General features: G+C 70.8%; 11 protein-coding genes. 5 read left to right on the top strand and 6 right to left on the bottom strand.

Annotation, left to right across the window (positions count from 1 at the left end; all coding sequences use genetic code 11):
• Positions 1-32: 32 nt before the first annotated feature.
• From BLV57_RS44260 to BLV57_RS25010, 3 genes are all read left to right on the top strand, one after another.
• Entirely contained in the window at positions 33-1,121 is a 1,089-nt protein-coding gene (locus BLV57_RS44260) for an IniB N-terminal domain-containing protein (protein ID WP_176968794.1), read from the top strand.
• Between the two features lie 90 nt (positions 1,122-1,211).
• The gene (locus tag BLV57_RS25015; RefSeq protein ID WP_091292623.1) at positions 1,212-3,005 is read left to right on the top strand and encodes a dynamin family protein; all 1,794 of its coding nucleotides are present in this window, start codon (positions 1,212-1,214) and stop codon (positions 3,003-3,005) included.
• Positions 3,002-4,135 (top strand): GTPase family protein, encoded by a 1,134-nt coding sequence (locus tag BLV57_RS25010; protein WP_091292620.1) that lies wholly within the window; start codon positions 3,002-3,004, stop codon positions 4,133-4,135. The genes BLV57_RS25015 and BLV57_RS25010 overlap by 4 nt, the downstream gene beginning before the upstream one ends.
• A gap of 27 nt (positions 4,136-4,162) precedes the next feature.
• On the opposite strand, the gene BLV57_RS25005 is transcribed toward BLV57_RS25010, so the two are convergent.
• The 4 genes from BLV57_RS25005 to BLV57_RS24990 form a co-directional block, all read right to left on the bottom strand.
• Complete coding sequence (locus tag BLV57_RS25005; protein WP_245757506.1) at positions 4,163-4,555, bottom strand: hypothetical protein; 393 nt, start codon at positions 4,553-4,555, stop codon at positions 4,163-4,165.
• Positions 4,556-4,605: 50 nt separating this feature from the next.
• A complete protein-coding gene (locus BLV57_RS25000) occupies positions 4,606-5,271 on the bottom strand; it encodes an acVLRF1 family peptidyl-tRNA hydrolase (protein WP_091292617.1) in 666 nt (221 codons plus the stop codon).
• A 15-nt stretch (positions 5,272-5,286) separates the two neighbouring features.
• Positions 5,287-8,172 (bottom strand): S8 family serine peptidase, encoded by a 2,886-nt coding sequence (locus tag BLV57_RS24995; RefSeq protein ID WP_245757505.1) that lies wholly within the window; start codon positions 8,170-8,172, stop codon positions 5,287-5,289.
• 209 nt (positions 8,173-8,381) lie between these two features.
• Positions 8,382-9,941 carry a deoxyguanosinetriphosphate triphosphohydrolase family protein gene (locus BLV57_RS24990; protein ID WP_091293232.1) on the bottom strand — a complete coding sequence of 520 codons (1,560 nt, stop codon included), beginning with the start codon at positions 9,939-9,941 and terminating at the stop codon, positions 8,382-8,384.
• Positions 9,942-9,983: 42 nt separating this feature from the next.
• Here BLV57_RS24990 and BLV57_RS24985 point away from each other — a divergent pair, with 42 nt between their 5' ends.
• Together BLV57_RS24985 and BLV57_RS24980 are read left to right on the top strand one after the other, a co-directional pair.
• Positions 9,984-11,081, top strand: a complete 1,098-nt coding sequence (locus tag BLV57_RS24985) for a lycopene cyclase family protein (protein WP_091293230.1) — start codon at positions 9,984-9,986, stop codon at positions 11,079-11,081.
• A gap of 73 nt (positions 11,082-11,154) precedes the next feature.
• Positions 11,155-12,861 carry a GGDEF domain-containing protein gene (locus tag BLV57_RS24980; RefSeq protein ID WP_245757504.1) on the top strand — a complete coding sequence of 569 codons (1,707 nt, stop codon included), beginning with the start codon at positions 11,155-11,157 and terminating at the stop codon, positions 12,859-12,861.
• Here BLV57_RS24980 and BLV57_RS24975 read toward each other — a convergent pair.
• Both BLV57_RS24975 and BLV57_RS24970 read right to left on the bottom strand, forming a co-directional pair.
• Positions 12,845-13,501: a response regulator transcription factor gene (locus BLV57_RS24975; protein ID WP_091292614.1), complete on the bottom strand. Its 657-nt coding sequence runs from the start codon at positions 13,499-13,501 to the stop codon at positions 12,845-12,847. The two genes, BLV57_RS24980 and BLV57_RS24975, sit on opposite strands and share 17 nt — an antisense overlap.
• Positions 13,495-14,712, bottom strand: a complete 1,218-nt coding sequence (locus BLV57_RS24970; protein WP_091292612.1) for a sensor histidine kinase — start codon at positions 14,710-14,712, stop codon at positions 13,495-13,497. The genes BLV57_RS24975 and BLV57_RS24970 overlap by 7 nt, the downstream gene beginning before the upstream one ends.
• Positions 14,713-14,752 lie beyond the last annotated feature (40 nt).

Genomic DNA, 14,752 nt, shown 5'->3' with positions numbered 1-14,752 from the left:
TCAAGCTCAAAGACGACCAAGGAGATACACCGGTGATTCAGCAGCCGACCACCCTGCACGACTTCGTGTTCAACCTGCTCACGGACGACGTGGCCCGGTCCGCCTTCGGCGCCGACCCGTCCGCCGCGCTCGCCGGCGCCGGCCTGCACGACGTCACCCCGCAGGATGTCCAGGAGGTCGTCCCGCTGGTCCTCGACTACGCCCCGGCCGGCGTGAACCTGCCCGTCGGCACCGACAGCGGCTCGGTCATCGACCAGCTCACCGCGGTCGCCAAGGCGGGCTCGCTGCCCCAGATCGACACCCCCGATGCCGGTTCCTTCGGCGGCGGCGTGCACGGCACCTCGCCCCTCGGCGACTACGAGGGCAGCCTCGTCGCCGACACCACCGGGTACGCCGCCGGCGGCTCGATCACCAACCCGGCCGGTGACTTCGGCCTGGAGACCGGCGGCAACTTCGCCGACTTCGGCATCCCGGCCGTTCCCGCCGTGCCCGGCCTCCCGGCCGTTCCGGGTCTCCCCGCGGTCCCGGGTGTCCCGGCCGTGCCCGCCATCCCGGCCGTCCCGGCCGACCCCCGCTTCGACCTGCCCGCCGACCCGGCCGGTCAGCTCGACGGCGCGCTGGACAAGGTCTCGGCGGGCACCATCGCCAGCTACGTCGCGGGCGGCGGCGACGCCTTCGCGGACATCGCGGGCTACGACGCCACCACCCTCGGCGAGTACCTGACCCGCACCGGCGTCCCCGGCGCGGACCACATCGCCCCGGCCGGTGGCCAGGTCGAGCACCAGATCCACGAGGGCACCCACACGGTGACCGACCAGATCGCCAACGCCCCGATCCCCGACGCCGGCACCCTGCCGACCGTCCCGGGCGTGCCGGGTGTCGGCGGTGGCCTGCCCACCGACCTGCCGCAGGTCCCGCACCTGCCGGTCGACCTGCCCCAGGTCCCGCACCTGCCCGTCGAGCTGCCGCACCTGCCGGTCGCCAACCCGCTCCCCCACGCCGACGTCACGCACACCGTGACCGACGCGGTTTCGCACAGCCCCCTCGGTGACGTGGCCGCTCCCGCCCACGACGCCCTGCCGCACGCGGTCGACGCGCCCACTGACCTCCTTGGTCACTGATTTACGACCGCGTGAGCGGGGCGGGTCCATCAACGTCGATGGACCCGCCCCGCTTCATTTACTGAGAGCAACAGGGCACACTGCTTGGCGATGAACGCACCAGCCTGGTTGCACCTAGTGGACGACACCATCCGCGTCTGCGCGGAGCATCGCCGTGCGGATCTGGCGCAGCGCCTGCTGGACCGAAGAAGCGCGCTGCTCGACCCGAAACTGCGCATCCTGGTCGTCGGCGGCCCGGGACAGGGCAAGAGCCAGCTGATCAACGCGCTGGTCAACGCGCCGGTCTGCGCGGTCGGCGACGACATCACCACGCTCGCGCCCGCGATCGTCGAGCACGCCGCCCAGCCCGTGGCGACGATCGTGCTCGACGAGACGCGCAAAGCCATCGAAGCCGGTGACAGCGCGAGCGTCCCGGTGGAATCCGCGACGCGGCAAGCGAATCAGCAGGCAGCGAGCGCGCGAGGCGCCGTCGTCCGCACGCAAATCGGGCTCCCCAGGGAACTTCTGGCCGCCGGCCTCGTCCTCGTCGACACCCCTGCCAGCGGCGATTACACGCTGGCCGAGATCTGGCGAGCGGACGCGGTGCTCATGGTGTCGGACTGCACGCACGAGCTGACCGCGCAAGAACTCGACCTGCTCACCAAGCTGACCCAGCTGTGTCCGACGGTGGCGATCGCGCTCACGAAGATCGACCTGGTGCCGGACTGGCGGGAAGTCGCGGAGCGTAACCGGACCCGGCTCGCGCGGGCGGGGCTTTCCGCGACGCTGATCCCGGTTTCCGCCACACTGCGGCTGGTCGCCGCGAAGACCGGCGACCGCGACCTCAACGCCGAATCCGGCTTCGGCGAGCTCGTCAAATGCCTGCACCAGGACTGGCTCGGCCAGTCACAGCTGCTGACCCTGCGCTCGGCCGCCGCGCTGGCCGCGATCACCGTCGAACAGGTCGCCGCGCCACTGCACGAGGAATACGCCGCGACGCAGCAGCCGGAGACCGGCGACGCCGTCGCGCGCTGGCACGCCGCGGGCAAGCGCATGGAGGACCTCAACCGGGATTCCGCGCGCTGGCAGACGATGCTGACCGACGAGGTCTCGGACCTGTTGTCCGACCTCGAATTCGACCTGCGCGACCGGACCAGGCGGATTCTGCGCGAGGTCGACGAGTACTTCGACGCGGCGGACCCGATCCGCACCTGGGACGGGTTCGAGGAGTGGCTGCGCGGTCATCTCACCGAGGTCGCCGAGACCAACTTCGGCTGGCTGCTCGACCGGTTCGGCCACATCGCCGAGAAGATCGTCCGCCAGGTCGCGCCGGACCGGCCCGATCTGCTGCGTGACGCGCTCGCCGTCGGCGACCTCGCCGAGCAGGACCTGGGCCTGCGGATGCCGAGCGTCGAGAAGTTCGGCATCGGGCAGAAGCTGTTCGTCGGCATGCGCGGGTCCTACAGCGGCCTGCTGATGTTCGGTCTCGCGACGACGCTGGCCGGTTTCCCGCTGATCAACCCGATCTCGCTCGGCGCGGGCGCGGCGTTCGGCGCGAAGAGCGTGTTCGAGGAGCGCGGGCATCGGCTCAAGCGGCGCCAGGCCAGCGCGAAGACGGCGGCGCAGCGGCACGTCGACGATTTCTTCCTCACCTACGGCAAGGAAAGCAAGGACACGGCGCGGGTGCTGCATCGCGCGCTGCGTGACCGTTTCACGGCTTTCGCGGCGGCGCAGCGTGCCGAGATCAACGAGTCGGCGCGTGCGTTGAAGCAGGTGATCGACGAAGACGTCGCCAGGCGGACCAAGCGCGCCCAGGAGATCAAGGCGGGCATGGACGAGCTCGCCGCGCTGCGCAAGCGGGTGCGTGACATGGGCATGGCACGGCCGCGGGGTCTCATCGCGTGACGGTGGCGGACAAGACGTGGGCGCTGCTCAACCAGGCGCTCGACGTGTACCAGGACAATCCGCGCGCGGTCGGCTGGCTGCAGACGCAATGCGCGCGTTTCGCCGAGCCGCTGCGGATCGCGGTAGCCGGCGCGGAAGGAAGCGGTAAATCGACATTGGTGTCCGCGCTCGTCGGCGCGCCGGTCACGTCGCCGATCGTCAGCTGGCCGAGCCGCGGGCTGGGCGACCTGATCCTGGTCGACGAGCCCAGCCAGGACGCCGACGCGGTGCTGTTCCTCCTGCGGCACCCGGCGGACACCGTCCCGATGGACGGCGGCATGCACACGATCGCGGTCCTGTCGCACGCCGACGAACTCGGCGGCGGCCGCGTCGACGCGCTCATCTCGGCCAGGCAGATCGCCCGCCGTCGCCGCCGTGAGCCGGAGATCGGCGAAGTCTGCGATCTGATCGCGGTCGCGGGTCTGGCCGCGGCGGCGGGCCGGATGGTCGACGAGGCGCAGTTCGACGCGCTCGCGTTGCTCGCGGGCTGCAGCCGTGAGGACCTGGAGCCGTGGCTGCTCTCGGCCGACCGGTTCGTCCGCCCGGAATGCCCGGCGCCGGTCCAGCCCGAGGTGCGCGCGGAGCTGGTGCGCCGGTTCGGGTTGTTCGGGGTCCGCCTCGCGGTGACGTTGCTGCGGCAGGGGTGTGACACGGCGCCGAAGCTGTCCGCTCAGTTCCAGCAACGCAGTGGGCTGACCGAGCTGCGCGACGCGATCGGGCAGTGTTTCACCGAGCACGCCCCGATTTTGAAGTCGCGGACGGCGTTGCTGGCGCTGGAAGCGTTGCTGCGGCGGGAACTTCAGCCGGGCGCGGGTGCGCTGGGCGTCGAGCTGGACCGGGTTTTGGCTGGTGCGCACGAATTCCGGGCGCTGCGCGCACTGTCCTCTTTGCGCACCGGGCGGACGGTCTTGACGCCCGAGCTGGCCGACGAGGCCCGACTCCTGCTCAGCGGGGCGCAGGCCGGGCCGGACGCGCTGGGGCGGTGGAAGGAAGTCTCCGAGGATTCGCTGCTGAGCTCGACCGATCGCGCGACCGCCAGGGTCGTCGTGCGCGCCTGCGAGGAAGGACTCGTGAGTGGCACAGCCGGTTAGAACCGGCCATACCACTCACGACCCCGCTCAGGGGATGAACCACTCCTTCACGGCGGGGTTGCTGAGGCTGAACAGGATGCCGATCGCGATGCCGATGCCGATCAGGAGGGTGACGGCGCCGCCGCTGACCAAGCCGATCACGCCGGCGACCAAGGTGATGCCCTCGAGCGTCATGATCGTGGTGCGGACCCACGGCGCGTGACCCGAGATCATCACCGCGCAGACGGCGAGCACCACCGCGATGATCAGCGAGATGATGCCGATCACCAGCGGCAGCGCGCCGTCTTCGTCACCGTGGTCGAGTGCGTTGAGCGCGAGCATGATCACCAGGAAACCGGCGAGGATGTTGGAAATCGCCTGGAACCACAGGAGAATACGGACGTTCTTGAGTGGTCTGGGCATGATGGTCGCTTCGGTCATGCCGGACATTCTCCGGCGACCGGCCCTCGCCGCTGACGGTATTTACGACGTCACGGGCCCTTGACCACGATGACCACACCCAGCACCCACTCGGCCGCGTCGTCCAGCACCGTCCGCCGAGGCTCGGGGATGTCGAGCACTCGGGATTCCGCGAGCGCGAACAGCGGCGCGAGTCGTCTGTCCTCGCGAAGCTCATCCAGAGCGCGACGATCACCGCCGAGAACCAGACCGTCCATTTCGGACAGACGAGGAACCAGCACCTCGTAGGCGTCATCGGCCGCCGCACGCAAAGCCTGGCGTGCCTGGCCTTCCCGCCGTCGCGCGAACCGCTGCTGCGACCACCCGCCCGCCGCCGACCGGCCGTGCACCAGATGCCGGTCGGTACGGGACAGCACGATCGACCCCGCACGGGCAAGCCCGAGCGAGTGCCCGCCGAGCCGCACCAGCAGCAGCCCCACGGTCCGCGGCACGGCGAGATGCTCGGCCAGCGCGTCCACCCGCAGGCCTTCGAAAACCCCGGAAACGGAAAGCGGAGGGAACGGGACGGCCACCTCGGCCGTTGTCCCGTTCCCTCCGCGCACGATCACTTCCGTTGGCCGCACCTCCGTCGAGGTGACGCCGGAGTTGCGTCGCGCGAAGCGGGCGAACCAGCCGTCGAGCCTGTCCGGGGACACCTCGACGGCCAGTCCGCCACCTGCTACTTCACGCGCCTTCACAAACCCACAGTACGGCTACTGCGGCTTGACCGGCCCGGTGTGCACACCGCCGGGACGCCCGGTGGCCGGGCGCTGGGTCGCGCCCGCCTCTGTCGGCGTCACGAACCCGTTGACGTGCAAGGAAACCGAGCGGATGAACCCGGTGTCGCCGCCCGCGGCGTCGACCACGGCGAAGGTCCAGGTGCCGTCGGCGACCCCGACCAGGCCGGACAGCGGCTGGGTGCCGCGCCAGGTGCCGGTGAACGGGTTGTCGCCCGCGGCCACCGAGCTGAACGGGCGGGCCGCGTCGTCCGCGAAGACGACCTTGCACAGGTTGTTGCCGCCACCGCCGTTGCGCTGGAAGACCGTGGCCTTCTTGCCCGACGGCGAGGTCAGCGTGCCGACCAGGTCACCGATGTACGAGTGGTTCAGGCCCACCGTCGTCGAGTTCTGGTCGGTGCTGCACTCGGTGCCGTCGACCGAAAGCGTCAGCTTCGACGCGCGGCCGACCCCGGCCACCGTGATCGGCACCGAGGCGCCGAGCGGGCTGTTGTCCGGGATCGCCACCGGCGCGCCGGCGTAGGCGAAGTCCTTCGCGACCGGCGACGGCTGGCCGACCGGGATCGAGAAGGTCTGCGTCGTCGGCGAAAGCGACCCGGCGAAGGTCACCCGCGCGTTCAGCACCACCGGGTCGCCCAGCTGCTGCGTGGCGGGCACGGTGAGGGTGAAGTCGTTGACGCCGGTCTGTCCCGGGCTGATGGTGCCGTAGCTCTTCGCGCGCGGCGCCACCGTGACACCCGGGGTCGGGCTGGTCAGCACCACGCTGACCGACGAGGCGACACCGTCACCGTCGTTGGTCACCGGCAGCGTCACCTTGGCCGAGTCGCCCGGGTCGAGGAACGCGCCACCGTCGGTCGGGGTGACCGTCGGCTTCGCCGCGACGGCACGCGGCTGGGGGCTGGCGCCGGTGTACTGCAGCACCTTGTCGGCGAGGATGACGCCCGCGCCGGTCAGGTTGTCGACGCCGGGAGCCTCGATGTCGACCGCGGTGTTGATCAGCGCGCTGCGGACCTCCGCGGGCGGCAGGCCCGGGTTGCCGGACAGCACGAGCGCCGCGATAGCCGCCGCGTGCGGGGCCGCCGCCGAGGTGCCGTAGAACGGGTTGAAGCCGCCGACGCTGGTGGACACGCCGTCCGCCGCCGCGATCTCGGGCTTCTGCCGCACCTCACCACCGGTCGCGCTCACGTTCCCAGGCGTGATCGGCGTGCCGTCGGCCTGGTAGAACACGCGGCGCGGGCCGTCGGAGCTGAACCGCTCCGCCTTGCTGCCCGGTCCATAGGCGGCCGGGTACGGGCCCGCCGGGTTCGCCGGGTCGCCCGGTTCCAGCGCACGCGGGAACGCCTTCGCCGCGGGCACCGCCGCGACGCTGAAGGCGGCCCGAGCGGCCGAGTGACCGAGGGTCACGCCGGGGGTGGCGTACGCCTTGAGGCCGTCGGCCGAGTCCTTGAACCGGCCACGCAGCGCGGACAGCGACAGGTAGCGGTTCTCGCCGGAGAACTTCACGATCGCCAGGCGCAGGCCGGCGCCACCGGTGGTGTTGACCCGCTCGTACGGATCCTCGGTGCCGGTCTGGTTGTTCTGGCTGAAGCTGACGACGTTGCCCGCCGAGTTGATCAGGTACAGGTCGTAGTCGTTGCTGGAGTGACCCAGCGGGTCGGACCAGTGCAGGATCACCGGGACGCCGGAGCCCGAGGCGTCCGACAGCGGGTTGTAGATCTGCAGCCCGGTGCCCGGCGCGAAGTTGTGCGCGGTGCCCGCGTACTTGCCGATCGGCTTGTGCGAGTCGTTGAAGTCGCCTTCCCAGTGACCCGAGGTGCCGTTGGCGACGCTGCCCTCGTTACCGGCCGAGGAGAAGTACAGCGCGCCGGCGGCGGTCACGTCGTTGACGGCCTGCGCGATGATCCAGTCCTGGAACGGGGATTCCTTGAAGTACAGGACGTCGTCCACGATGATGTCGCAGTGCGCGTCGAAGCGCAGCTTGCGGATGTTGTCCGCGAAGCTGGCGTCGGAGTTGAACGCGGTCGCGAAACCGAGCGCCGCGTTGGGCGCGAGGTCGTGGATGATCTCCAGCATCGCGGTGCCTTCGTCGCCCGAGCCCTCCTGGCCGGGGATGACGTCGACGTTCGCCGGGAGTTCGCCCTTGGCCTGTGAGGCGGCGAGCGAGTTGACACCGTCGGACAGCGCGCAGACCTTCACGCCGATGCCCGAGATGCCGAACTGCTGGCGGGCGAGGTCGGCGTTGTGCGCCCGGTCGCCCTCGCTGGTGATGACCGCGGCGGCGTCGGCGCTGGTGCGCGCCGACTTGGCCGCGGTGGCCTTCTGGATCTCGGCGGTCAGCCGCTTCGAGAGGTCTTCCTTGGACTCCGGGACACTGCCCGGGTTCGCCTGGTTCGGACCACCGGGGTTGGCGAGCTGCGAGGCGGTCATCGCACCGTCAGCGACCTCGACCCGGCGGACGTCACTCCGCTGGCTGATCTGCGTCACCGCGTCGAGTGAGAGCTCGGCACGGATGCTTCCGACCTTTTCGGACACCGCGCGGACGCCGGCGCCGAGTTTGACCAGGGTGTCGAGCAGGTCCTGCGAGACCTTGTCGACCCGGATGTCGACGAGCGTGGTGCCCGCCGGAGAGATTTCGGCCCCAGACTGAAGCTGCGGCACCGCCTGTGCGGACAGCGCGTGCTTCTGGATCTTCTGCTGAACGAGCAGCTTGCTGTCCACTTTGGACTCAGCCGCGGTCAGGTTCTTCTTCATCGCTTGCAGCGCACCGATTTGCTGCGCGGTGTTCTCCGCGATCGCGTCGGGCGCGAGGCCCGTCTCCGCCGCCGCGGCCACGGGTGTGACCAGCCCCAGAGCGGCGATCAACGCCGCTGCCCCGGCCGTGGTTCTTCCCCTAATCGTACGACTTGGACGCACGTACGCCTCCGGTTCTCCAGGCGCGTGCCCCGACTCACGCTCACTGATGCCGATGGTTACCGACTGGATCAACCTAGGTACACGGCGTTCACGGTGGCAGCACCCGTTAGAGTGACACCCACTCAGTGGGAGGAACGTTTTTTACGGGATTAGCCCGTTCAGAGCACGAAAGAGTCCGACCAAGGCTGGGAAGCCCGCCCCGACAACGCATCCAGCAGCGTCACCGCCTGCTTGTCGGTCAGCGAAGCCACGAAGTCGACCACCGCGCGGCCCCGCGCGAGCCCCCGCACGGCGTCGGCGCCTTCCACCCGGTCACCGGTCGCGCCGACGAGCAATTCCGGGGCCGTGCGGGCGAGTTCGCGATATTCGCCATGGGCGAGTTCCACCAAGTCGTGCAACCGGCGCGGCAATCGGAAGACCTCGTCGCGGTCGCCGAGCCACGCTTCGAGCGCGTCGACCAGAGTGGACACCAGCGCCGCCTGCCCGCGCTGGTGCAGCGCGAGATCGGGGCGCAGCAGCACGAACCGGCGATGCACGAACTTCAGCACCTGGACCTCGTGCCACTGCGCGGTGTTCAACGTGACGTGCCCCGACCGCGGCGGCGGTGAGGCGATCAGCGAAACGCCTTCGACGAGCCTCGACGTCCACCGCGCGGAGAACGCGGCCGTCGCCTGCTCGGCCTCGAGCGAGCCGTCGAAAGCACTGCCGAGCAGGCCTTCCACCAACGCTTCGCGCACTCGTGCCACTGCTTCGCCGAACGCGTCGTCGTCGACGATCCACGAGTCCTTCAGCTGCAGGCGGCGGCGCAGCCGTTCGAGCGAGAACCCGGGGCGGCGGCTCCGTTCGGACACGGTCGCGTCGTCCAATCGGGACAGTTCGCTGCGATGTTCGGCCCACTCGCCGAGCTCGGCGGCCACCGTCGCGTGCTGCAGCACCCCGATGCGGTGGAAGTCCTGCAGGTCGTGGATGGCGTACGCGATGTCGTCGGCGGTGTCCATCACGGACGCCTCGACCGTCTGCTGCCAGTACTCGACCCTGGCCGCGAACGGCGCGCGTGCCTGCGCGAAGTCGTCGAGCTCGGTCACATAGGCGGAGAACTTGCTCGACCCGGTGCCCGGCGCGTCGTCCGGCTCGGCGGCGCCGCGCGGCGGAACCTCCATCGTGGACGGATGCGGCACCGGCACGTGCAGCCGCGCCCACGGGTACTTCAGCACCGCGGCGCGCACGGCGGCCGTCAGGTCCAGCCCGGCGGCGGACGGGCCGCGCACGTCGGTGGTGGTGATGATCCGGAACGTCTGCGCGTTGCCCTCGAAGCCGTCGGCGAGCCCGAACCGGTTGCGCGCGATGCGGTCCAGCGTCCGCTCGCCCAGATGCCCGAACGGCGGATGCCCGAGATCGTGCGCGAGCGACGCGGCCTCGACGACATCGGGGTCGAGCCCGCCGAGCTTCTGCGCCAGGTCGGCGTCGGCCGAGGCGTTGATCCGCTCGGCGATGGCACGCGCGACCTGGGCGACCTTGATGCTGTGCGTCAGCCGGTTGTGCAGCAGGCCGGAGCCGCCCGCGCTGACCACCTGGGTGACCCCGCCGAGCCTGGCGAAGAACGGCGAGACGGCGATGCGGTCCCGGTCCGCGCGCGACGGGCTGCCCGCCAGGTCGGCGAACCCGGCGGTCTCGCCGTCGGGGTCGCGCCGATGATCACGCGGGTCGAGTGCGGCCATGCGCATCACCGTATCCCTCGCGGGCATGATTCGATCGGCGGCGTGCCTGATGTCGTGATCGCCGGAGCGGGACCCGCGGGCTGGGCGCTGGCGTCGGCCTGCGCGCGCCTGGGCCTGGCCACCACCCTTGTCGACCCTGAGCCTCTTAAGCCTTGGCAAGCCACTTACGGGCTCTGGGCCGACGAGTTCCCGGGCATCCCGGCGGCCGCGTCCCCGTCGGTCACCCTCGCCCACGGGACCACCGAGCACCGGCTCGACCGGCGCTACCTGGTGGTCGACAACGCCGCACTGCGTGAATCGCTCACCGACGAGAGGGTGGATGTCCGGATCGGGCACGTCACGGGCGCGGCCGTCGGCCCGCGCGGGGCGACGGTGACCCTGCGCGAAGGCGGCCCGATCGCCACCGGAGTGGCCGTCGACGCGACGAGTCATCGCCGAGCGCTGTCCGGCGGGCCGGTCCGCTGCACCGAGCAGACCGCGTACGGCGTGAAACTGACGGCCGAGGAGGCTTCCCGGCTGGTCCCCGATGACACCACCGTCTTCATGGACTGGGGCTCGAACGGCACCTTTCTCTACGCGCTCCCCCTCGGCGACGGCCGCGTCCTCGTCGAAGAGACCTGCCTCGCGCGCCGCCCTGGCCTGCCGGTCGAAGTGCTCGCCGGACGCCTGCACGCCAGGCTGGCCGCGGCGGGGATCGCCGTGCCGGACGAGGTGGAGCGCGTGCGCATCCCGCTGGACCTGCCGCGCCCGCGCGGTCTCGCGTTCGGCGTCGCGGCCGGGCTCGTCCACCCGGCGACCGGATACAGCCTGGCGACCTCGCTCCAGCTCGCCCCTCGGGTCGCCTCGGCGCTCGCCCGCGGACTCGGCGTCGGTCCGGTGACCGCCGTGCGTGCCGCGCGCGACGCGATCTGGTCACCGCGCGCCCGTGCCGTCCACGCGCTTCGCGGATACGGCCTGCGTGCGCTGCTCAGGATGCCGCCCGAGCGCCTTGCCGAGTTCTTCGAATTGTTCTTCCGGCTGCCGATCGAGAGCCAGCGGGCGTTCACTTCGGGTCGCGAAGATCTGACCGGTACCGCCGGAATGATGACGGAACTTTTCCGAATGGCCCCCTGGGCGGTCCGGAAGCTGCTGATCGGGTGAACGTCGGTGCCAACGAAATGAACATCAGCCGACTTTGATTTCCAATTCGCACAGCAGCGGCGACCATCGGAGTGTGGGTATCGCCGCGAGTGTCGAGAACACGGTCCGGTTCACCTTCCAGCCGCTGTACAGCCTGCATTCCGGTGGCGTCGTCGCACTGGAAGCGCTGGCACGCCCCGACAAGGGGACGGCACGCGGCCTGCTGGCCACCGCCAGCCGCGAGGGCAGGCTCACCGAGACCGACATCGCGCTGGCCGCCGAAGCGGTCAAGCAGGAAGCCGAGCACCACACGCTCCTTCCGCTGCACATCAACCTGACCGCGCCCTCGCTCGCCGCGCCCAAGCACGAGTTCGAGCCGCTGCTGGACGCGCTGCTCACCGCGGGCAGGCGCACCCGCGAGGTGGTGCTCGAGATCGGGCCGCCGTTCTCCTATCTCCGGGCCGACAAGGCGCTCGCCGGCATGCAGCGGCTCGGCGAGCTCGGCTTCCGCCTCGCGCTCGACGGCCTCGGCCAGGGCGACCTCCCGCTCGGCCTGCTCTCCACCGCCCCGATCGACCTGCTCAAACTCGACCGCAGCGTGCTGCGCAGGCTGCCGGACGACCCGTCGGCCATCGCCGTGGTCGAGGCGCTGCTGCACTTCACCTCCCGCACGCACACCCGGCTCGTCGCCACCGGCATCGAGACCGAGGAGCAGCTCGACGCCGCCGGCAAACTCGGCGTCCGCATCGCACAGGGCCATCTCTTCGCACCGGCGGGTCCCGAGCTCGAACTCGCCGGACTGACCGGCTCGGCCATGCCCGAGCCCGACCAGCGGTTCGCGCCAGGCCCGCACACCGCGCCCCGCGTCCGCGACTTCCTGCGCCCGGCGAGCACGCTGCCGTCGACGGCGACCTGTGAGGACGTGCGCGCGGTGCTCGCGGCGGCCGACGGGCCGTCCGGCATCGTCGGCGTCGACGAGCACTACCGTCCACAATGGTCGATCAACCGCACCCGTTTCCTTTTGGCCGTAACAGGTCCGTACGGTCACGCGCTCCACGCCAAGCGCGGAGCCGAGCGGCTCGCGGACGCGCCGCACACGATTCACGCCGAGGCGAGCGCGCTGGAGTTCCTGGAGCTGGTGACCGACGCCGACTGGAGCCGCACCGGCGACGACGTGATCGTGGTCGACGACACCGGCCGCTGCCTCGGTGTCGTGCTGGTGACCGAGGTCGTGCGCGGGGTCGCCGAGGTCAAGGTCGAGGAGGCCGCCGCGCTGAGCCCGCTCACCCGGCTGCCCGGCAGCGACACGGTGGCGCGCGACGTCGACCGCCGCATCGCGCAGGGCGAGCCGTTCGTGGCGGCCTGGCTCGACGTCGACTCGTTCAAGACGGTCAACGACACCATGGGGTTCGCGGCGGGCGACGACCTGATCCGCGCGCTCGGCCGCACGCTCACCGAGCTGGCCTCGCGGATGCGCCGGATGACCGTGAGCCACGTCGGCGGCGACGATTTCCTGGTCGCCTGCGACGTCGACGAGATCGGCACCGTGGCCGGCACGCTGCTCGACACCCCGTGGTCGGCGGAGGGCATGCCGGTGACCGTGTCGCTGGCGACGCTCGTGTGCGGCAGCCGCACGATCGGTTCGTATCGCGAAGTATCCCGTCTGCTCGCGCCACTGAAGAAGCGCGCCAAGGCCGTGCCGGGGTCGAGCTGGGTGCTGGGCAGGCCGGGCGCCGAGCGCATCGAGGTCATGCGCGGCATCGGCAAGCAGCGCGACCGGCGCCTCACTCAGCCGGCTTGACGAACCCCGACTCGTAGGCCTTGATCACGGCCTGCGTCCGATCGCGCGCGCCGAGCTTCGCGAGCACGTTGCCGACATGGGTCTTGACCGTTTGCACGCCAAGGAAAAGCGCGCTCGCGATCTCCCCATTGGACAGTCCACTCGCGACCAGCCGGAGCACTTCCCGCTCGCGCTCGGTCAGGTTCGCCCGGACCAGCCCGTCACCGGTCACCTGCCCGTTGCGCGCCGCCAGCCGCCGGATCGCCGCGGGGAAGAGCAGCGACTCCCCCGCGTGCACGGTCCTGATCGCGCCGACGATCTCCTCGCCCCGCGCGCGCTTGAGCACGAACCCGCTCGCGCCGACCCGCAGCGCGTCGTAGACGTAGTCGTCGTTCTCGAAGGTGGTCACCACGATCACCTTCGGCGGTTTTTCGGTGGCGGACAGCAGATGCGCGGTCGCGGTGATGCCGTCCACATCGGCCATCCGGACGTCCATCAGCACCACGTCCGGCCGCAGTTTCGCCACCAGGCCCGGCACTTCGGCGCCGTCGGCCGCCTCGCCGACCACCGCCAGATCCGGCTCGGAGTCGACGATCGCCCGCAGCCCGGCCCTGATCAGCTGCTCGTCGTCGACCAGGAGCACCCCGATCGTGCTCACCATGCCAGCCTCACCCGCACCTCCCAGCGCTCGCCTTCGCGTCCGGCCGTGAACTCCCCGCGCAGCACCTCGACCCGTTCCGCGATCCCCCGCAGCCCACGGCCGCCGGAGCGCCGCGCACCGGGTTCGGCCGCGCCCAGCGGGTTGCCGACCGTGATCTCCAGCCGTCCAGGCGCGGCGTCGACGACCAGCCCCACCGGGACCTTACCGGCGTGCCGCAGCACATTGGTCAGGCATTCCTGCACGATCCGGTAGGCCTCCCGCGACACCACCGGCGGCACCGCGGTCAGCTCGCCACGGAGATCGGCCTCGACGTCCAGCCCGGCGAGCCCGGTGGCCTGCAGCAACGACGGCAGCTCCGCGAGCCCGGCCTGCGGCGTCCGCGTCTGCCGCGCTTCCTCCCGCAGCAGCCCGAGCACGTGATCGAGATCGTCGAGCGCGGACCGTGCCGACTCTTCGATGGCCTCCAACGCCTTCTCGGTGAACTCGAGATCGGTGCGCAGCGTCCGCCGCGCGGCGCCTGCCTGGATGGTGACCACGCTCAGCGCGTGCCCGACGGAATCGTGCAGCTCACGCGCGAGCCGGTTGCGCTCGGCGAGCTGCCCGGCGCGGCGTTCCAGCTGCGCGATCCGTTCGGCGGCGGTCACGTCGAACAGCCGCCGCGCGGCCTTGGCGAGCGCGCCGCCCGCCGCCCACACGAGATAGATCAGCGCGATGAGCGAGACGAAAAGCAGCGCGGGCAGCCAGGCGCCCGACCATCCTTTTTGGACTTTGGTGGTGTCGGGCCCGGTGCCGATCGAGAGTTCGCCGGTGAACAGGCCTGCGATGGAAAACGCCAGCAGCACGGGCAAAGTGAGGCTCAGCAGGCTGATGACACCGCCGACGAGCACGTGTGCCATGAACATCGCGGCCAGGCGCGCCCGGCCGGTGTTCTTGCCGAAGCTCGCGTCCGGCACCGGATCGTCGAGCAGTTCCCGGATCGCGGCGCCTTCGAGCACCCGCACGGCGGGGATCAGCGACGACCCGGCCATCACCACGAGCGCCAGCCCGCCCCCGATCGGGAGCGCGTACCCGAAGCTCGTGACGATCGGCAGCAGCGAGGGCGCCAGCACGGACGCGAACAGCAGATACGGCACCAGCAACGCACCGCCGAGGATGAAGTACACCCACCGGCGGTACGTCGCCCGGTCGAGCACCGGCCCCAGTATCCGCACGCCATGATCGTCGCAGACACGGGAACCGGACGCCTCACTC

It is taken from the genome of Amycolatopsis xylanica (assembly GCF_900107045.1).
Lineage (GTDB): Bacteria > Actinomycetota > Actinomycetes > Mycobacteriales > Pseudonocardiaceae > Amycolatopsis > Amycolatopsis xylanica.
This window is presented reverse-complemented; position numbering and strand designations above follow the sequence as displayed.